The organism is Salegentibacter sp. 24, from assembly GCF_004362395.1.
Lineage (GTDB): Bacteria > Bacteroidota > Bacteroidia > Flavobacteriales > Flavobacteriaceae > Salegentibacter.
Genome location: NZ_SNWE01000012.1, coordinates 42,010 through 62,361 on the forward strand (window position 1 = coordinate 42,010; position 20,352 = coordinate 62,361).

General features: G+C 36.9%; 21 protein-coding genes. 11 read left to right on the forward strand and 10 right to left on the reverse strand.

What is annotated here, in order from left to right; translation table 11 throughout:
* Positions 1-74 precede the first annotated feature (74 nt).
* The 4 genes from DET49_RS10035 to DET49_RS10050 all read left to right on the forward strand — a co-directional run bounded on the left by DET49_RS10035 (position 75) and on the right by DET49_RS10050 (position 3,477).
* Positions 75-1,205: a CNNM domain-containing protein gene (locus DET49_RS10035; protein WP_133547967.1), complete on the forward strand. Its 1,131-nt coding sequence runs from the start codon at positions 75-77 to the stop codon at positions 1,203-1,205.
* Entirely contained in the window at positions 1,138-1,632 is a 495-nt protein-coding gene (locus DET49_RS10040) for a methylated-DNA--[protein]-cysteine S-methyltransferase (RefSeq protein WP_133547968.1), read from the forward strand. Before DET49_RS10035 ends, DET49_RS10040 begins: the two co-directional genes overlap by 68 nt.
* 12 nt (positions 1,633-1,644) lie before the next feature.
* Positions 1,645-2,799, forward strand: coding sequence for a serine hydrolase domain-containing protein (locus tag DET49_RS10045; protein ID WP_133547969.1), 1,155 nt, complete (start codon positions 1,645-1,647; stop codon positions 2,797-2,799).
* 312 nt (positions 2,800-3,111) lie between these two features.
* Positions 3,112-3,477 carry a DUF6616 family protein gene (locus DET49_RS10050; protein ID WP_133547970.1) on the forward strand — a complete coding sequence of 122 codons (366 nt, stop codon included), beginning with the start codon at positions 3,112-3,114 and terminating at the stop codon, positions 3,475-3,477.
* A gap of 48 nt (positions 3,478-3,525) precedes the next feature.
* On the opposite strand, the gene DET49_RS10055 is transcribed toward DET49_RS10050, so the two are convergent.
* The 6 genes from DET49_RS10055 to DET49_RS10080 form a co-directional block, all read right to left on the reverse strand.
* The gene (locus tag DET49_RS10055) at positions 3,526-4,182 is read right to left on the reverse strand and encodes a CoA transferase subunit B (protein ID WP_133547971.1); all 657 of its coding nucleotides are present in this window, start codon (positions 4,180-4,182) and stop codon (positions 3,526-3,528) included.
* Positions 4,183-4,274: 92 nt separating this feature from the next.
* Complete coding sequence (locus DET49_RS10060; RefSeq protein WP_133547972.1) at positions 4,275-4,973, reverse strand: CoA transferase subunit A; 699 nt, start codon at positions 4,971-4,973, stop codon at positions 4,275-4,277.
* Positions 4,974-5,080: 107 nt separating this feature from the next.
* Complete coding sequence (locus tag DET49_RS10065; protein WP_133547973.1) at positions 5,081-7,393, reverse strand: penicillin-binding protein 1A; 2,313 nt, start codon at positions 7,391-7,393, stop codon at positions 5,081-5,083.
* A 12-nt stretch (positions 7,394-7,405) separates the two neighbouring features.
* The gene (locus DET49_RS10070) at positions 7,406-7,897 is read right to left on the reverse strand and encodes a gliding motility lipoprotein GldH (RefSeq protein WP_133547974.1); all 492 of its coding nucleotides are present in this window, start codon (positions 7,895-7,897) and stop codon (positions 7,406-7,408) included.
* A complete protein-coding gene (locus tag DET49_RS10075) occupies positions 7,890-9,050 on the reverse strand; it encodes a stage 0 sporulation family protein (RefSeq protein ID WP_133547975.1) in 1,161 nt (386 codons plus the stop codon). The genes DET49_RS10070 and DET49_RS10075 overlap by 8 nt, the downstream gene beginning before the upstream one ends.
* A 117-nt stretch (positions 9,051-9,167) precedes the next feature.
* On the reverse strand, positions 9,168-10,199 hold the full coding sequence (locus DET49_RS10080; protein WP_133547976.1) for a rhodanese-related sulfurtransferase: 1,032 nt from the start codon (positions 10,197-10,199) through the stop codon (positions 9,168-9,170).
* Between the two features lie 289 nt (positions 10,200-10,488).
* Between DET49_RS10080 and recA the strand changes: the two genes are divergently transcribed.
* From recA to DET49_RS10100, 4 genes are all read left to right on the forward strand, one after another.
* Positions 10,489-11,505 carry a recombinase RecA gene (recA, locus tag DET49_RS10085; RefSeq protein ID WP_133547977.1) on the forward strand — a complete coding sequence of 339 codons (1,017 nt, stop codon included), beginning with the start codon at positions 10,489-10,491 and terminating at the stop codon, positions 11,503-11,505.
* Between the two features lie 156 nt (positions 11,506-11,661).
* Positions 11,662-12,141, forward strand: coding sequence for a hypothetical protein (locus tag DET49_RS10090; protein ID WP_133547978.1), 480 nt, complete (start codon positions 11,662-11,664; stop codon positions 12,139-12,141).
* 11 nt (positions 12,142-12,152) lie between these two features.
* A complete protein-coding gene (locus tag DET49_RS10095) occupies positions 12,153-12,695 on the forward strand; it encodes an RNA polymerase sigma factor (protein WP_133547979.1) in 543 nt (180 codons plus the stop codon).
* Positions 12,692-14,152, forward strand: a complete 1,461-nt coding sequence (locus DET49_RS10100) for a hypothetical protein (protein WP_133547980.1) — start codon at positions 12,692-12,694, stop codon at positions 14,150-14,152. The genes DET49_RS10095 and DET49_RS10100 overlap by 4 nt, the downstream gene beginning before the upstream one ends.
* Before the next feature lie 25 nt (positions 14,153-14,177).
* On the opposite strand, the gene DET49_RS10105 is transcribed toward DET49_RS10100, so the two are convergent.
* A complete protein-coding gene (locus tag DET49_RS10105) occupies positions 14,178-14,858 on the reverse strand; it encodes a lysophospholipid acyltransferase family protein (RefSeq protein WP_317130313.1) in 681 nt (226 codons plus the stop codon).
* Between the two features lie 153 nt (positions 14,859-15,011).
* On the opposite strand from DET49_RS10105, the gene trpS reads away from it, so the two are divergent.
* From trpS to DET49_RS10120, 3 genes are all read left to right on the forward strand, one after another.
* Positions 15,012-15,980 (forward strand): tryptophan--tRNA ligase, encoded by a 969-nt coding sequence (gene trpS, locus DET49_RS10110; protein WP_133547982.1) that lies wholly within the window; start codon positions 15,012-15,014, stop codon positions 15,978-15,980.
* 283 nt (positions 15,981-16,263) lie between these two features.
* Complete coding sequence (locus DET49_RS10115; RefSeq protein ID WP_133547983.1) at positions 16,264-17,193, forward strand: SPOR domain-containing protein; 930 nt, start codon at positions 16,264-16,266, stop codon at positions 17,191-17,193.
* A 57-nt stretch (positions 17,194-17,250) separates the two neighbouring features.
* Positions 17,251-17,763 carry an acyl-CoA thioesterase gene (locus tag DET49_RS10120; protein ID WP_133547984.1) on the forward strand — a complete coding sequence of 171 codons (513 nt, stop codon included), beginning with the start codon at positions 17,251-17,253 and terminating at the stop codon, positions 17,761-17,763.
* On the opposite strand, the gene DET49_RS10125 is transcribed toward DET49_RS10120, so the two are convergent.
* From DET49_RS10125 to DET49_RS10135, 3 genes are all read right to left on the reverse strand, one after another.
* A complete protein-coding gene (locus DET49_RS10125) occupies positions 17,760-18,398 on the reverse strand; it encodes a hypothetical protein (RefSeq protein WP_133547985.1) in 639 nt (212 codons plus the stop codon). The two genes, DET49_RS10120 and DET49_RS10125, sit on opposite strands and share 4 nt — an antisense overlap.
* Positions 18,382-19,086, reverse strand: a complete 705-nt coding sequence (locus tag DET49_RS10130; protein ID WP_133547986.1) for a hypothetical protein — start codon at positions 19,084-19,086, stop codon at positions 18,382-18,384. Before DET49_RS10130 ends, DET49_RS10125 begins: the two co-directional genes overlap by 17 nt.
* 65 nt (positions 19,087-19,151) lie before the next feature.
* A complete protein-coding gene (locus tag DET49_RS10135; RefSeq protein ID WP_243729602.1) occupies positions 19,152-20,324 on the reverse strand; it encodes a murein hydrolase activator EnvC family protein in 1,173 nt (390 codons plus the stop codon).
* Positions 20,325-20,352 lie beyond the last annotated feature (28 nt).

Sequence of the window (20,352 nt, forward strand, 5' to 3'; positions counted from 1 at the left end):
AGGTTTTACCATTACTTTACGACGCATTGTTAGAATTATCTTTAAATTAGTAAATCAAACAACTAAAAACCAATATGGGATTACTCATTTTATATGCTACTCTTTCCATTTTCTTTTCTTTTATGTGTTCTATTTTGGAAGCAGCTTTATTGAGTGTAACTCCTTCCTACATCAAAATAAAAAACAAGGAAGGAAAGGAATACGCCAAGACACTTGCAAATTTTAAAAAGGATATTGATAAGCCGTTAATAGCAATTTTAACCATAAACACCATTGCACATACTGTTGGTGCTATTTTGGTAGGTGTACAGGCGGAAAAAATTTACGGCGATGGCGGTAATGCAGTGGGTATTGTTTCAGCGATTATGACCCTGGCTATTTTAGTTCTTTCTGAAATAATTCCAAAAACGATTGGGGCTACTTACTGGCAATCACTCGGGAATTTTACTGCAAAAAGTCTCAAGATAATGATTTTCCCTTTAAAATATACCGGTGCCCTTTGGCTTATGATGCTTACTACCAAATTAATAGGAAAATCGGCCCACGTTTCTTCCATGAACAGGGAAGAATTCGCAGCAATTACAGATGCTGCCGAAGAAGAAGGCGTTTTTGATGAAAGTGAAACTACCGTTATTAAAAACTTACTAGTATTTAGATCGGTAAAAGCAAAAGATGTTATGACTCCTTATTCGGTGGCAATAATTGAAGATGAAGATACTAGTATCGAAGAATTTCACCGAACCCATAAAAACCTCAAATTTTCCCGAATTCCCGTTTATAAGAATAAGACCAATAATGTTACCGGTTTTATTTTGAAAGATGATGTACTGGAGGAAATGATAGACGAAAAAGGCCCCGAACCACTCAGTAAGCTAAAAAGGGAAATCTTTATGAGCGCTGAAGACACTCCAATTCCAGAACTTTTTGAGAATTTTGTTAAGAAAAGAGGGCATATTTCCATGATTGTAGATGAATATGGGAATACCGTTGGGTTGGTGACTATGGAAGACATTATAGAAACCTTACTGGGCCTTGAAATTATGGATGAAAGCGACAGCATTGAGGATATGCAAATGCTAGCCCGCCAAAATTGGGAAAAACGAGCAAAACGCCTTGGGTTAATTCAAAGAAAAGATAATGAAGCAAACGAGGAGTCACCAAAATCAGATATTTCTGAAAACTCCACTCGGAACAGCCAAAATTAGCGGTAATGAATCTGGGATTTCAGCTATTCAAATTCTGGATGAAGAAATACCATCTTCAAAAGAAATCCCCGATTTTCTTCAATTGGCTGCAGAACAATTAGAAAGTTATTTTAAAGGGAATCTTGAAAAATTCGATTTAAAGCTAAAACCAGAGGGCACCGATTTTCAGCAGAAGGTATGGAAAGCAATAAGCGCAATTCCATTTGGAAAAACCTGCAGTTATCTTGAACTTTCAAGAAAACTAGGCGACGAAAAGGCAATACGTGCAGTAGCTTCGGCAAATGGAAAAAATCCGATTTGGGTGATAATTCCCTGTCATAGGGTAATTGGCAGTGATGGAACTTTAACCGGATATGCCGGTGGAATCCATCGCAAACAATGGCTTTTAAATCACGAGAATAATATTTCACAACTTTCATTATTTTAAAATTCGAGAGATATGATTAGGTTTTTAAAGATTCTTGGAACTATTATTCTGACACTTTCAGTCGCAATCTTTATTCTAATCATGCTCGATTTCGGTTACATTTTTCGCGGAATAAAAACTACCTATTTACAAGGACACGAAACGGCTTATATTGATGATTATAATCATTTCGCAAACCGACTCATAAAAGCCAAACCTGAAGCTGCTAAATGGCCTCTACATTCGAACTACAACTCGGTTGACCCAACAGATAAACTTGTTAATTTAAATAAAGAGCTAGAAACTGCTGCTTTTCTAATTATAAAAAACGATAGTATTTGGTTTGAAGAATATTACCAGAATTATGTACCCGATTCTAAAACCAATTCGTTTTCTATGGCAAAAAGTATCGTATCGGCGCTTTTGGGTAGGGCAATTAAGGATGGCCATATTAAAAGTTTAGAGCAGCCGGTTTCGGATTTTTTTCCGCAGTTTAAAGAAGATTTAAAAATAGGCGATTTGGCTTCTATGTCATCAGGTTTAAACTGGAACGAGAATTATTACAATCCCTTTGGAATGACTGCAAGAGCTTATTTTGACACGAATATACGGGATTTAGTTTTACAGCTCGAAGTAACAGAAAAACCGGGAAAAAGCTTTAAATACCTAAGCGGCAATACTATTCTTCTTGGAATGGTCATAGAAAAAGCATCAGGGGAAAATCTTTCCAATTATTTAAGCGAAAAATTTTGGATACCAATGGGAATGCAAAACGACGCGCTTTGGCAATTAGATAGCCAGGAAAGCGGCATGGAAAAGGCTTATTGTTGCATCGCTTCCAATGCTCGCGATTTTGCCCGGTTTGGGAAACTTTATAAAAACAAAGGAAAATGGAACGGTAAACAGCTACTTGATTCAGCGTTTGTAGTACGATCTACTGTACCACGTTTTAAGGAAAATCCAGAGTATGGTTATGGATTCTGGTTAAGCGATTATAAAGGAAAAGACATTTTTTATATGCGTGGGATTTTGGGGCAATATGTTATCGTTATTCCTGAAGACGACTTGATTATTGTAAGGTTAGGAGAAAAACTAATTAAAAAAAAGGATGATGAAACACATGCTCCAGATTTCTATAAGTATATTGATGAGACCTATAAAATGTTAAACGATGTCGCAAAGAGTTGAATTTAGGGATATACTTTATCTTGTTCTGGTTATCTATTTCAATGAACTCTCCGAAGACCAAAGACGATATGGAGGTGGTAATAATCAAAAGTATTTCTGAACCCAACCAAATCTGATTTCACTGTTAATCATTGAGATAAGAAAATTCTCAAATTAGTACAGATCATTGCAGTAGTACGTCCAAAAATCTTAGAGAAGTTAAATATTACCAAAATGAGCGCTATCATATTTTAAAGCATTTTAACCTAAGCTAAGGAATTAACCATTAAATATTTATTAACTTTAGATTATAACCAATAAAACCTATAATATATGTATTTGTATATTGAAATGTGGAACGTTACTCGAGAATGGTTAAAGCTTTCCGTTGAAAAACGTCGTAAGGTTTTCACAGATATGGAAGATAGAATTAAAGAAATGAAAGATCGTGGTGTGGAAAACCTAGGCTGGGCCCTAAATGATGAACATACCCCGTACCGAAGTGATTATAGATATATCACTGTTTGGAAAATGCCCTCTAAGGACGAAGTTAAAATGTTGGAAGAAAATTTAGAAAGTGTTGGCTGGTATAAATATTTTTCTCAGGCCAATTCACGTGGAGAAATGCTTGCCCGTGACAAAGCCATTGATTTTCTTGTAAATATTAAAGAAACCTCAACTTCCTTCTTGGATGCATAAATAAATAAAAGCTGTTTGAAATTGTAAAAGACTACGATTCAAACAGCTTTATTCTAATTCCATTTCAGGAATATCGGCCTCCACAAGCAACTTTCCTTCTGTAGCCATTTTAATTTCCTCAACGCTTACGCCAGGAGCTCTCTCCAGAAGTTTGAAACCCTCTTTAGTTACTTCAATAACTGCTAGATTGGTAACTATTTTAGTTACACAGGCAACTCCGGTCAAAGGTAAGGAGCATCTTTTTAGTAGCTTGGAATCCCCCGCTTTATTAGTATGCATCATTGCCACAATTATATTTTCAGCACTGGCAACAAGATCCATTGCGCCACCCATACCTTTTACCATTTTTCCAGGAATTTTCCAATTGGCGATATCACCATTTTCGGCAACTTCCATTGCTCCCAAAATAGTAAGATCAACATGTTGACCTCGAATCATTCCAAAACTCATCGCTGAATCAAAAAAACTAGCACCGGGAAGAGCAGTTATGGTTTGTTTTCCAGCATTAATAAGATCGGCATCTTCTTCACCTTCAATTGGGAATGGACCCATTCCTAGGATTCCATTTTCACTCTGAAATTCTACTTCTATATCGTCACGTACAAAATTGGCTACAAGGGTAGGAATTCCAATTCCCAGGTTCACATAAAACCCATCCTTTACTTCTTTTGCAATCCGTTTTGCTATTCCTTCTTTATCTAACATAATTCTAATTTGTCATTACCGTCATGGCGGAAATCTATATTATTTTAAAATCCAGCTTAAAAATGTAGTATACTCATTTGAACCATTGCACATCACGCTTTTCTTACTGTACGTTTTTCAATTCTTTTTTCGTAGTTTTTTCCTTGAAAAATACGTTGAACAAAAATACCAGGAATATGAATTTGGTTTGGATCAAGTTCTCCTGGTTCAACCAGTTCTTCGACTTCAACAACAGTAATTTCGGCTGCCCCACACATTAGAGGATTAAAATTACGTGCGGTTCCTTTAAAAATAAGGTTTCCAGCCTTATCACCTTTCCAGGCTTTTACAAATGAGAAATCGGCCTTAAATGCCTTTTCCAATACGTACATTTTACCATCAAATTCCCGGGTTTCTTTAAATTGTGAAACCTCAGTTCCATAACCTGCAGGTGTATATATTGCAGGAAAACCCTGTTGAGCAGCCTGACATCTTGCTGCCAAAGTGCCCTGAGGTATAAGTTCAACCTCTAGCTCTTCACTAAGCATTTGCCGCTCAAATTCGTCGTTTTCTCCGACATAGGAGGAAACCATTTTATCTATTTGTTTCTTTTGAAGTAAAAGTCCGAGACCAAAGTCGTCCACCCCGGCGTTATTGGATATACAGGTAAGGTTTTTTACATTAAGACGCACCAGTTCTGAAATGGCATTTTCGGGAATCCCACTAAGGCCAAAACCTCCCAACATAAAAGTCATACCATCTTTTACGCCTTGCAAAGCTTCCTCTACATTTGCTACAGTTTTTCTAATCATCGGTATTTAATTTTACCGAAAAATACGAAAATAATAATGCTGTTACAATGCCTTTAGCGCAGTAAATTACATTTTTCTAAAAAATTATGATGGATTTTTACTGAATCTTAAAAATCAATCTCTTCAGGCACATTGTTAGGTTGACTTTGGTTTTCCTTATTCTTTTCATTACAGTCTACTCGAATAGTTAAGTTTTCCGGTCTAGGAAAATCCCCTTTTGAAACATCCAGTTCTTCATCTGCATAAAGTGCCTTCATATACATTCCCCATATAGGTAGTGCCATTGTAGCCCCCTGCCCATAAGTTATACCGGGAAAATGTACTGCGCGGTCTTCTGCACCTACCCAAACTCCAGTAACTAAATTAGGTACCATTCCCATAAACCAACCATCACTCTGATTTTGCGTAGTTCCGGTTTTTCCAGCTATAGGATTCTTAAGATCATAAGGATAGCCTGTTACCCCCCGTTTGTAATGGTCAAAATCTTTAGCGTAGGTCCCTCGTAAACGTCTACCCGAACCATTTTGGGTAACACCTTCTAAAAGGTTCACCGTTACATAAGCAGCCTCTTTACTAAGAACATCGCGAGTCTCTGGAATATGTTGATATAAAACCGTTCCGTTCTTGTCTTCAATTCTATTTACCACCACAGGTTTAACATAAACACCTTCATTTACAAAGGTGCTATATGCGGAAACCAACTCAAAAAGGCTCATATCTGCAGTACCCAGCGCAATAGCCGGCCCGCGTGAAAAGTCTTCTGTATCTACCCCCAGTCTTCGTACTAAATCTATTACAGGTTCAGGCCCTGTTTTATCTATTAACCTTGCAGTTATAGTGTTAACAGATTGTGCGAGAGCATTCTTTAAACTTAGCATACCTTCATATTCTCCATTAGCATTTTCCGGTGACCAATCTTTCATATTTCCATATTTTCCCTTTTCGATTGTAAACCTGTTTTTAGGCATCATATCACATGGAGAAAGTTTTAACTGGTCTATAGCCGTGGCATACACAAAGGGTTTGAAAGTAGAACCTACCTGACGTTCCCCTTGTTTTACGTGATCATATTTAAAATGCTTAAAATTTGTTCCTCCAACCCAGGCCTTTACCTCTCCAGTTTGTGGCCTCATTGACATAAGGCCTGCCTGTAAAAATCCTTTATAATAAAAAATTGAATCCCTAGGAGTCATAATAGTATCTTTTACTCCATCCCAGGAAAAAACACTCATCTCTGTTTTCTTGTCAAATGATGCCAGAATCTCCTCTTCAGATTTACCCTCATTCTCCATTGCTTTCCATCGCACCGAACGACGCATAGCGCTTTCAATAATATTATTAATCTGGTCTTGCTCTAAATCTCGAAATGGAGCTGTTTTATTATTTTCATTTTGCCTGTCAAATTCCTTTTGAAGATGTGAAATATGCCTTTTTACAGCAGTTTCTGCATACTCTTGCATTTTAGAATCTATGCTAGTGTAAATCTTTAATCCATCTCGATAAAGGTTATACTCAGTGCCATCAGGCTTTGGATTTTTTTCAATCCAATCTCTCATAAATCCTTGAAGGTATACTCGGAAGTACGTTGCAATTCCTTCATCGTGTCCTTGCGGAGAATAATCAAGCTTTAAAGGTAACTGCTGAAGGGAATCTTTCTCCTGTTGAGAAATATATCCATTCTTATTCATTTGAACAAAAACCTGATTACGACGCTGTTTAACCATATCTGGTCGACGCAACGGATTATATAAAGAAGCATTTTTCAACATGGCCACCAAAACTGCTGATTCCTGTACATTCAGATCTTTGGTTTCTTTTCCAAAATAAATTTTTGAAGCTGAGCGAACACCAACAGCCTGATTCACAAAATCATATTTATTAAAATACATGGTAATTATTTCTTCCTTGGTGTATTGGCGTTCCAACCTGGTTGCAATAACCCATTCTTTCACTTTTTGCAAAATCCTGGCAAATGTATTGTTCGCAACCTGTTCGGTAAATAGCAATTTAGAAAGTTGTTGAGTAATTGTGCTAGCGCCACCCCGGGTTCCAAGATAGACTGCAGCCCTTACCGTACCTTTAGGATCAATACCAGCATGTTTATAAAAACGTTCGTCTTCAGTGGCTACAAGAGCTTCTACTAAATGTTCAGGAAGATCTTCATATTTTACCGGTGTACGGTTTTCGCTATAATATTTCCCTAAAGTTTCTCCATCAGAGGAAAAGATTTCAGTAGCCAGATTGGTTTCAGGGTTTTCAAGCTCTTCAAAACCTGGCATTTCACCAAAAGCGCCCCAGCTTGCCAGTAAGAAAATTAAAACTACAGATAGCAATCCAATACCAAAAACCGTCCAAAATCCAACAATATAGGGCCTCTTACTGCCTTTAGTCTTTTGTTGCTTATTATTTTTATTGGCCATTTATATAAAATATTATTGCAGGTCTTTTTCTATTCTAAAACCTACGTGGGTAATTCCTTCTAAACTCTCTATTCCTTCTACCGCGTCGTTTTTGCGCATTGCCTGTTGTATGGCAATTTGGTATTCACCGGGCTCGGTAAAACTTACATTTTCCTTATACCAAAGCTTACTTTCTTTTACATCACCAAAACCCGTACCAAGCCATGTTCCATCTGGAGCAGCCATTTCGTATTCCAGAGTATCAGTGACAACTTTTCCCTGTGGAAAGCGCATTTCGGTAATTAAAAAAAGGTTACTGTAGTTGTAATCCTTATTATTTCTAATATTTATAAATAGGTTATAATTTTGTACCGTATCCAGTCTTCCGAGCTTAAAGACTATAGTTGAATCTTTATTCCAACCTTCCGTTATAGGCTTGTATTCATCGTACACCCTCTTTTTATCACAGGACACGGAAAAGACAATAGCGCCAATAAAAATAAATAAGACAGCAGCTTTACGCATTATTAGAAGGTTTTCCTTTACGCTTTTTTCGCTTTTTAGACTTGTGTTTTTTATTCTGCCCTTTAGGTTTGTCAAAACGTGTTAAACTATCTTGTCCAACAACGTTATTGAAATCTGGCTTTTCCTCTAATTGAAGTTGAACTTCGAATTCTTCAAGGCTGCCCACATCTTCCTTTTTCCGATTTGAGGTTATAATCGAATTTGCCTGTTCTGCAGTCAATTTATGCCAGTTCATCCATTCTCCTTCGTAGGCATACCAAAGAATACCTTTAAAAATGTCTATTTTCTGGCAGACAGCGGTTCCTTTTTTGGTAAAGAGTTTAGTATCAGTACGAGGAAATGTTTTTAAAGCTTCTAGATAGGAATCGAGCTCGTAGTTAAGACAACATTTCAATTTTCCACATTGCCCTGCCAATTTTTGCGGATTTAAAGATAACTGCTGATATCTGGCTGCCGAGGTACTCACCGATCTAAAATCTGTAAGCCAGGTGGAACAACACAATTCTCGACCACAAGAACCAATTCCCCCAAGCCGAGCGGCTTCCTGACGCAAACCAATTTGGCGCATCTCAATTCGGGTATTGAACTCCCTTGCGAATTCCTTGATTAACTGTCGGAAATCTACACGATCGTCCGCAGTATAATAAAATGTAGCTTTAGAAGCATCTCCCTGAAATTCAATATCACTAATCTTCATACTAAGATTAAGACGAATTGCTATCTCACGGGCTCTTTTCTTGATCGCTTCTTCCCTGCCGCGAACTTCCTCCCAAACATCAATATCTTTTTGAGTGGCTTTCCTATATATTTTAAGTACTTCTTCGCTCTCGGGTTTAACTTTCTTTTTTTTCATCTGCACCCTTACCAATTCTCCGGTAAGACTAACCATACCTATATCATGACCAGGAGAAGCTTCTACAGCGACTGCATCCCCCATACTTAGGCTTAGGTTTTCTATATTCTTAAAAAAGTGTTTTCTTCCGTTTTTAAAACGAACTTCTACATAACTAAAAGGTTCTATTCCATTAGGCATGGACATATTTGAAAGCCAATCGAATACAGAAAGTTTATTGCATGAATCTGTACCACAGGTTCCGTTATTTTTGCATCCTTTTGGCTGACCGTCTTTGGTTGAGCAACTGCTACAAGCCATAAATATTTATATATTGTAAGCCATACAAATTACTTTGTAGACTTTTAGGTTTATATTGACATTCTAAAAGAGTAAATATACCAATATTAATTGGCACTCTTCTTTTAGAACGTTGTGTTAACTTTTATATTTTAAAACTTTTGACCGCCCTTTTTTGAAAATTTTATTGCTATTGCCCTTTCCCTTTCGCAAAGCTTTTTGCTCTTCGTATGGCAAAGCAGCAATTTCCATACAATTTTTAGAACAGCAATTATTCATCTTCTGGGCACATTCTTGACATTGAATAAAAAGCAAATGGCAGGCTTCATTAGCGCAATTTACATGCTTGTCACAGGGCTTTCCACATTGGTGACAATGTGCAATGACTTCTTCTGAAACCTGTTCTGAACGACGATGGTCAAAAACGAAGTTCTTTCCTATAAATTTATTTTCCAGTTTTTGTTTTTCAACCTGACGGGCATATTCAATAATCCCACCTTCCAACTGATAGACATTTTTAAAACCTTTGTGTTTGTAATATGCGCTAGCTTTTTCACAACGAATCCCTCCAGTGCAATACATTACCAGGTTTTTATCTTCCTTATAGGCCTTAAGGTTGTTTTCTATAATTGGTAAAGAATCTCTAAAAGTATCTACGTCTGGGGTGATGGCACCTTGAAAATGACCAATTTCGCTTTCATAATGATTGCGCATATCTACCAGAATGGTATTAGGATCGCTTATGAGTTGGTTAAATTTTAGGGCATCTACATGCACTCCTTTATTGGTAACATCAAAAGTATTATCATTAAGTCCGTCAGCAACAATTTTGTTACGCACTTTCACCTTCAATTTTAAAAAGGCTTTGGCATCATGCTCTATGGCGATATTGAGCCTAACGCCTTCAAGAAAATAGATGTTGTCTATAAAATTTTTAAATTCTTCAAATCGTTTAGCTGGTAATGAAAGCTGCGCATTAATTCCTTCATGGGCTACATAAATGCGACCTAACACATTCATTGCGTCCCAAGCGATATAAAGATGATTCCTAAATAATTGTGGATTGCCAATTTTGGCGTAAGCATAAAAAGAGAGCGTTAAACGGTCTTCACCCGCTTCATCTATGAGTGCTTCCCTTTCTTTAGCGCTTAATTTATTGTACAGTTGCATGCTATACTAACGTTAAGATTAAAGATATTTTTTGCAAAGATACGTTTAAATTTTAAGGAAGTAAAAATGCTCTTAAATGTGATATCTCAGGGCATTTTTGCTGTAACTAAGCAAAGAGCCTAGAGTAAATTAACACGATATTTTTAAAAAATTTAAAACACTTCAATGCAGCCAGAAAGCTGTTTTAAATCTCACTTGAAAAGTAAATATACAAAAGCCCGGCATATAAAATTGTGATGCAACAAAACTTATAGTAATTTAGCAACTCTCTAAATAGATTATTCAGATTATGAGCAACGATAAAGAAAAAGAAGCAAAATTAAAAGCTTTAAAGCTTACCCTTGATAAAATGGACAAAACCTACGGCAAGGGTACGGTTATGAAGATGAGCGACCAAGCTGTAGTTGACATAGATGCCATCTCCACTGGTTCTTTAGGACTGGATTTAGCGATGGGGGTAGGAGGATATCCAAGAGGAAGGGTTATTGAAATCTATGGTCCTGAATCTTCGGGTAAAACAACTTTAACTTTACATGCAATAGCAGAAGCTCAGCAAAAGGGAGGCATCGCTGCCTTCATTGATGCCGAACACGCTTTTGACCGTTTTTATGCTGAAAAACTGGGTGTAGATATAGAAAACCTTATTATTTCACAACCCGATAATGGTGAACAGGCCTTGGAGATTACCGACAATTTGATCCGTTCAGGAGCCATAGATATTATCGTAATCGATTCGGTTGCGGCACTTACACCAAAAAGTGAGATTGAAGGAGAAATGGGAGATTCTAAAATGGGATTACATGCCCGTTTAATGTCACAAGCCCTTAGAAAACTTACCTCCTCTATTAGTAAAACCAATTGCACGGTAATATTTATTAACCAGCTCAGAGAAAAGATTGGAGTTATGTTTGGTAATCCGGAAACTACAACCGGTGGTAATGCCCTAAAATTTTATGCTTCCGTACGTTTAGACATTAGACGTTCTACGCAAATAAAGGACAGCAACAGCAATGTTATGGGTAACAAAACCCGTGTAAAAGTGGTGAAAAATAAAGTAGCTCCACCTTTTAAAATGGCTGAATTTGACATTATGTACGGCGAGGGGATTTCTAAAATTGGGGAGATTATCGATATAGGTGTAGACTACGAAATCATAAAGAAAAGTGGTTCTTGGTTTAGCTATGAAGACACCAAATTAGGCCAGGGTCGTGATGCGGTAAAAATACTGCTAAAGGACAATCCGGATTTAATGGAAGAACTTGAGGAAAAAATTAAGAATGCAATTAAGCTAGCCAAAGAAGCTTAAGGGCTCAGGTTTAAATTATAATTAATAAAAACCTTAGCCTAAAAAGGTTCAAATCATAAAAATCCCTTAAAATGAGGGATTTTTATGATTCTGGACGCAACCATTTTATCAAAGCTGCATCTATCAAATAGATAACACCTAAATGATAAAATAGAAATGAAAAGAATTGCCCTTTTAATGGTCGTGGCATTAAGCCTTTACAGTTGTAGTACTGAGGATGATGGTCCAAATGTGAATTTTGCAGTGGCTGAAATCACCGATACCGATTTACCTGAATTTTTTGAGATAGGTGAAAGTTACGATTTAGAGGTGACTTACCAGCTCCCGAATGCATGTCACGATTTTTACACCTTTGATGTAAATCAGTATAAAGATGAAGAAAATGACTCTACTTTTGTGATCGAAATCGCTGCATTAACTTCTTATGACGCTAATCTTACCGAATGCCCTGAAGATGGTGAGATAAGTGATAGTCGTACTATTAGAAATTTGAGAATTATGAGTGAAGATTATAACACCTATCAATTTAAATTACTTACAGGGATTGATGAAAATGAAGAAGGAGAGTTTTTAATTATTGATGTACCGATAGGGGAGCCGGAACCAGCAACCCCAGAAGAGAATACTAACGAATAACAAACAAGTTAGTGAGTTTAGAAAAACTCATACAACAGTGTAAAAAACAGGATATTAGGGCACAGGAAAAGCTTTACCGATTGTACTCCGGTAAACTTTTTGGCCTGTGCCTTAAATATTCGAATAACTACCAGCAGGCTGAAGACAACCTGCAGGACGGTTTCATTACCATTTTTAACAAAATAGATCAATATGAGGATAAAGGTTCTTTTGAAGGCTGGATGAAACGTATTGTAATCAACACAACCCTACAAAAGCACCGTAAAGAAAAGTATTTTGAGATCATTAATGAAAATCTTTTGGAAGACCCAGAAATTGAAATTGATGATGATGAAATTGATGCAGATATTCTATTAAAAACCATTCAGGATTTACCGGAACGCTACCGGCAAATTTTTAATCTCTATGCCCTAGACGGATTTTCACATAAAGAAATCGCAGAAATGCTGAATATAAGTGTGGGGAGTTCAAAATCAAATTTGGCACGCGCCAGGCATATTTTGAAAGGCAAAATAGAAAATTACCTCAATGATAATAAGGTGCAATCGTTATGAAAGACAGAAAGAACATAGACCGGCTATACCAGGAAAAATTTAGAGATTTCACCCCCGAACCTAGACCTGAGTTATGGAATAATATTGCCGAAAAATTACAGGAGAAAGACCGTAAAAAACCTTTTATAGTTCCTTTTTGGTTTAGAGTTGGAGGTGTGGCCGCAGTCTTAGCTATAATACTGGGTGGTTACTTTTTCACCGAAAATAATTTCCCCAATACACAAGTAGTTTTTGAAATTAAGGAAAGCGCAAAGCCTCATATAACATTTCCCGAAATTAAAAATAACGAACAGTTTATAAAGGCTTCAAAAATATTGAGAAATTTTAATGAAGAAATATATTCATCTCCTCAAGATACTAAAGCTTCCTCAACTAATAACACTACAGCTATAGCTTTGGGAAATACAAATTCTAAAAGCGAAAAAAATGTAGCCGATTCAGCTAAAAAAGAAATTACCGGTCGCCAAAATAACATTAATTCAGGAGAACAATATTCATCTATAGACAAGGTAGATCATCAGAATTCTGAAAAGGAAAAAATTCAACATCAGGATTTCATCAATTCAAAAAACAAACAGAAATTTAAGGCGATTGCAAAAAACAAGACCGATAAATTTAAAGAAGAGAACCAGCTTTCAATCAAAGATAGCCTAGAAGTTGCCGAACAATTGGCACAAATTCGAGCAGAAAAAAACCGGGAAAAGGACGAAAATTTTATTACTGAAGCTTCAAAAAAGAATTTAAGTCTAAGCACTTTTGCCGCTCCTGTTTTTTACGATAATATGGGTAGTGGAAGTGCGATAGCCCCTCAATTCGCAGGTAATAGCACCAGCTCACAAGTTAGTATGGCCTATGGATTAAATTTAGCTTATGCTATTTCAGACAAAATTAAGATTAGAAGTGGAATTTCTAAGGTCGGCATGAGTTATAATGTAGAAGGTATTGTTTTTACTGCCTCGATTAATCCAGATAATATCAGTTCGATTAATTATGAGTCAGATAGAAATACTGTCCAACTTGACAATGCGGCACCGTCAGGGCTTCCTATGGATTCAGATCCGCTTAATAATTCAGCGTTCACCTCAAATACAACATCATTACCAGGAGCGATCAATCAGCAATTTGGGTTTATTGAAATTCCTTTAGAAATTGAATACAGTCTTATAGATAAAAAAATAGGACTTAATTTAATTGCTGGGGGAAGCAGCTTATTTTTAGATGAAAATAGCATTCAAGTAAATACAAATAATCAAAATACAAGGATTGGCGAAGCCAATAATATTAATAAAGTGAGCTTTAGTACTAATATTGGTGTGGGGCTAGATTATAAATTAACCGATAGTTTTCAACTGAATTTGGAACCTATTTTTAAATATCAACTTGATACATTCAGGGATGCTCCCGGTGTCAAACCATTTTATTTCGGCCTATATTCTGGGATAAGTTTTAATTTTTAATAAATAGTGAAACACTTCAGAAAATTTAAATTTGAGGATTTTTTCTTTCCAAGTCTTCAGATAGTTCTTTGAGAATTGTTTGCCGAGTCCGGTTTTTTAAATCTTTTCTATCTCCAGACTGCATTCTTTCTGTACTAATAAATTCGTGGATTTTCACACGAAGTTTTCCTGGACCACCTGAAACAAATTTATAGGAAAACCGTTTTTTATTATCATAAAAAGTAATAGGCACTATGGGAATATGGTGGGCAATTGCCAATCTAAAAGCACCGTCTTTAAAAGAGTCTAAAACTAAAGACCTGTCGGAAGGCACACCTCCTTCGGGAAAAATGCAAATACTTTCTCCCATATCCAATCTTCTGCGCGCTTCTGGGACCACATCTTGCTTGCTTTTTGCGCAATTTCTATCTACGGTAATATTTGTTTTCCGGTAGAAAAAACCAAATATTGGTATCCTGGCCAGTTCCTTTTTCCCAACAAATATAAAGGGTTGCTTAATAATCACAAGCATCATCATAATGTCTATCATGGAAGTGTGGTTGGCCACCAACATATAGTTCTTTTTTGGATCGAGTTGCTGCATCCTATTGATCTCAGGGTAAAAACCCATTCCGAATAAAATACATTTTGCCCAAATTCGCGCGCAAACATAATATTTAGGATAAAGTCTTTCGGCAGAGGAAAATACCACAAGTACTGGAAACATTACCAAAATCGGAATTATAAGCAGTATATAAAACCAAATTCTCCATAATATAGTAAATATTGACCGTAGGATGCGCATAGAAATCAAAAGTACTAAATTGAACTGAGGGAATTCCTTAAAAAAAGTACCTTTGCACAAAAACCGAAAAAGCTGATGTCCAGAATTCTTACAGGAGTACAAAGCACAGGAACTCCACACTTAGGAAATTTATTAGGAGCGATTTTACCGGCTATAGAAATGGCCAATACCCCGGAGAACGATTCTTTTATTTTTATTGCTGATATGCATTCATTAACCCAAATAAAAGATGCTCAAACCTTAAGAAACAATACTTATTCTGTGGCGGCAACCTGGCTGGCCTGTGGAATAGATATAGAAAAGACCGTTTTTTACCGCCAAAGTGATATTCCGCAAACTGCTGAGCTTTCGTGGTATTTGAGCTGCTTCTTTCCTTATCAGCGTCTTACCCTGGCGCATTCCTTTAAGGATAAATCAGATAGATTAGAGGATATAAATGCTGGACTTTTCACTTACCCGATGTTAATGGCGGCAGATATATTACTTTATGATGCCGAAATCGTACCAGTAGGGAAAGACCAACTTCAGCATTTGGAAATTACTCGCGATGTGGTTTCTCGTTTTCATTCGAAAATGGGTGAGACTTTTGTGATCCCGACGGCAAAAGTTCAAAAAAACACCATGTATGTTCCTGGAACCGATGGTGCTAAAATGAGTAAGTCTAAAGGCAATACCATAAACTTATTTGTTAACGATAAAAAACTTCGGAAACAAATTATGGCCATTGAGACTGACAGCAAGGCTTTGGAAGAACCTAAAAATCCTGATACCTGTAACGTTTTCGCATTATACAATCTAGTAGCTACAGGAGCACAAATAGCAGAAATGCGCAGAAACTATGAAGCAGGAGGGTATGGTTATGGACACGCCAAACAAGACCTATATGAAGTGCTTAAAGAGAAGTTTGAAACACCTCGTACAAAATATGATTATTATATGAATAACCTGGAAGAAATAGATAAAGCCCTGGAAGTGGGTGCCGAAAAAGCCAGGAGTGTAGCTAATAATGTTATAAATAGAGTTAGGAAGAAAGTTGGATATTAAATTAATTACCTCAGCAAGCATTTCCCATAATAATAAAAGAATCGCATTTTAATAGGAATCCAAGTTTTATTGTACGGAATTTTCGTCTAGCTGATTTTTAGCTTTCTATTACAATGGGAAACTTGATTATCCTACCTTCCCAATAGTAAAGATGTAGTTTTGAAAAGATTTACCATTACAGGTATTGGGTTGATTTGCGTTAAAATTACTGAGAAAAGGTTTGTTAATAAATTTTCTTTAGGTAACTTTAAAAAGATTAAAATAACCTCTTATTTTTGCGGCAATGAAGATAGCTAACTACATCCAGGACTTACTTTATCGTTACGAATGCGTAATATTACCCGGGTTTGGGGCATTTCTTTCCCAAAAAGAACCGGCTTACATAGACAAAGAAACCGAAACTTTTTATCCGCCAAAAAAGATAGTTTCCTTTAATTCGCAACTGAAAAAAAATGATGGGCTTCTAGCAAACTACATCGCTTCCGCCCAGAAAGAATCTTACACCACTGCGGTGAATATGATCGCTGAGTTTGTGTCGAAATTGGAAAAATCTCTTAAAGAAGATGGTAAGGTTGAGTTCGAAAATATCGGTCGTTTATTTTTTGTGGAGGAAAAACTTCAGTTTGAACCATTTAGCCAAATAAATTATCTGACAGATTCCTTTGGACTGGATAGCTTTAAAACTTCGGAAATAAATCGCGAAACCTATAAGAAACAAGTTGAAGAACTGGACGAAAAAGCACCAATACTTTTTACTCCTGAAAAAAGAAAATCGCCCGCTTACCTTAAATATGCCGCTATAGGACTTGTCGCTTTGGGTATTTCGGGATTTATGGGATTAAACATATACAGCAGCCAGGTTTCTGAACATAATATTGCTGAACAACAACAAGCTCAGGAGCAGCTTCAGGAACAACTTCAAAGAGCAACTTTTGTAATTGACAATCCTTTACCGGCCATTACCTTCAAAGTAGCTAAGCAAACCGGAAATTATCACATTGTTGCCGGCGCATATCGAGTAGAAGAAAACGCAAAAACAAAAGTAGCCGAACTTAGAAATGAGGGCTTTAAAGCGCACCTTCTTGGGGAGAACAAATATGGTTTACACCAGGTTGTTTATGAAAGTCATGAAAAAAGACGTGACGCCTTAAAAATGTTACGAAAGGTGAAATCTTTTAACGAAGCTGCCTGGTTATTGGTACAAGAACTTTAATAGTTTTTTAGGCTTCAAATTGCTCAAAGCTCCCTATTTTTGCCCAAAATTGGCGAAATGCAAGCAAAACATCCAAAAGAATCCAGAACGACTTTAACAGATTTGGTTTTACCTAGTGAAACAAATCCACTCAATAATTTATTTGGGGGAGAATTACTGGCACGAATGGATCGTGCTGCAAGCATTGCAGCCAGAAGGCACAGCCGTCGAATTGTGGTTACCGCCTCGGTAAACCACGTAGCTTTTAATAAAGCTGTTCCATTAGGAAGTGTCGTTACGGTAGAAGCTGCAGTTTCTCGTGCATTCAAATCCTCTATGGAAATCTTTATCGATGTATGGGTGGAAGACCGTGAAAGCGGAAACCGGTCTAAAGCCAACGAAGCCATTTATACTTTTGTTGCTGTTGATGAAACCGGCGCCCCTGTAGCAGTACCACCTTTAGCACCAGAAACAGAGCTTGAAAAAGAACGCTACCAAGCCGCATTAAGAAGAAAACAGCTTAGCCTTGTACTTGCCGGCAAAATGAAACCGAACGAAGCCACTGAGCTTAAAGCATTATTTGAGGTTTAACCATTTGGGTTTTGCAAATGAAGTCTTACTCCAAAGCCTATTAGCAATAAGCCGTGTTTGTTAAAGTAATCTTTTAAAACCTGGGGAGTTTCTATGTTCATTCTATCCCAGCGTAGCGTTGCTTTTAAAAAGATGCTTGCAGTTCTATCAAATCGGTATCCTATAGCACTTTGCAACATTAAACTGTTTCCATCTTCGGTAAAACGGGAATCTGGGGATCTGTTTCCGTTTTGTACTGTACCAAAACCTGCAAGGCTATGTAAGTTCCATTCGCGATTAAAGGCATGATAATAACCAAGGTGAAGCCCTAGGTAATGAGTAGTAACACCTTTGACTGCTCCTGTATTACTTATATCCTCCCCTTTCAAATTCCCGCCCATAAGACTATATTGACCACCAATGGTTAAAAATGGAAACACAAACCAATTAAAATCCACTGCAAAACCCAACTTAGAATAATTTTCCCAGCTGGAATTATTCACACTATAACCTCTAAAAAATTCTCCTACGAAAAATACTGTTTCAGGATCCGTTGTAACATATTGATTTCTGTGAGGGTCCGAAATACTATCTTGCGCAGAGAGAAAAAGTGGAAAAAAGACCACAAGTAAGGAGAGTTTAATAGTTGAATTCATAAACCGTGTTTTCAGGAGTTATTTCAACATTTATCGTATCATAAACCGCCTCGGCACTAAATTTATATTTAAACTGAAACTGGCTATTTTCCAAAGTTCTAAAGGGAATAATCTTTTCAATACTACCAGGCAGCAACCGATCAGTGTATTCTATTTCACTTTGAAAATTATACGGATTTTCCACAAATGAATTTTCATTAAGTTTTCTATAATATTCAGGATTCGAATAGGAAAGTCCATAAAACAATGTATCGGTACTCCCTGAAGTATTTTTCATTTTCAGCTCAAATCCCTGAATGCTTGGCAGTCGGATATTTACAAGTTCAAAAGAATTCCCGCGCGTTCCTATGGAATCAACAAAGTGAAGCGTTGCATATCCTTCCCGATAGGTCTCGTGATCAGGATGGTTTACACTTATACCATAAAAACTATTATCGGTGTCTAGGCTTATAAATGAAAACTGCCCGGCAGCATTGGTAGAACTTTTACCCAAAATCTCCTGTGCCCGGGCGTCCAAAATAGTATACTCTGATCCGGAGGCGGTGACATTTATATTTTCTAAAGCAGTGTTTTCTGTGTCAAGAATATTTCCCGAAACCAGTATTCTTTTGTTGTCAACCACTGAAACACTATGATCGAAGCAACCGACAAAAACAACAAAACTAAGAAGAAGTAACACTTTTTTCATATGTGTTTTAAAAAAGAGGTTCTTATAGTAAGATGCAAAAATTGCTAAAAGGTTGCGTGAGTAGGTTACATTTCCAGGATCCAGTCTGCAGGATCCATTTTCTGCATGTTTTTATATACTAAAAAGTGTAATGTGGTTTTCCCTGTAGTGCGGCTGGTAGCCACCTCTCCAAGTTCCTGTCCCGTGTTCACAACATCTCCTTTTCGAACATATACACGATCAAGATTATCGTAAATGGTGATATAATCTCCGTGCCTAACCATTACAGCCTTATTAGCACCTTTTAAAACCTGCACTTCACTTACCGTTCCATTAAAAACAGCGCGAGCTTTTCCACCGGGATCGGTGTCAATATTAACACCATTATTGTTTATACTAATGGATTTTACCACCGGGTGCGGTTGCCTGCCAAAACGTGAAGTCACAACACCCGATCTTACTGGCCAGGGCAAATTCCCTTTATTCTTAACAAAATCGGCTGCAAGAGCTTTAGCCGCAGGAGTTAATTCATAGACATCTCTTTCTGTAGAACCACTTTCTTCGTTAGATTTAACAATAGATTCTCGAATCATTCTTTCAATTTGAGCGTCTATTTTATTTATTTCTTCCTGTTTTTGCCTAATCTGTGCCGCAAATTCACCCTCTTTATTTCTTATACTCTGCATTAATTCTTGTTGCGCCTGTTTATTCTTCTCTAATTGGGCCCGGGTTTGACGGTTCTCGGCAATAAGTTTATCCTTGGTCTCCTTTTGGTCTGCAAGATCAGCGTTAAGTTGCTGAAGCTCTATAGTTTTCAGCTTAATCTCATCCCCTTGTTGCTTACGATAATTCGTATATTGTTTCATATACTGTAAGCGTTTATAAGCCTGTAAGAAGTTTTCTGAAGAAAGCAAAAACATTATTCTGCTCTGGGTAGATTTGCTTTTATAGGATTTTTGAATCATTCTTGCATAATCCTCCTTCAGCTGTTCCAATTCTTCTCTAAGACGAGATATTTTATTGGTATTAGCGCTAATCTGATTCGTTAAAAGATTAGCCTGTTGATTGGTGATTTTTATTAAATTTTCGGTGCTTCTTATTTGCTGGTCCAAATCTTCTACCTGACCTAAGACAGACCGTTCTCTTTGCTTGTTATTACTTCTTAACTCGTTAATTCTTCTGATTTCATTACGAAGTTCCAAACGCTTTTTTTCAAGTGTCTCTCGGGTTGTTTGAGCAAACAGATCTCCAGCTGACATTAGTAAAAAGCTGGTACAAATTAAAATT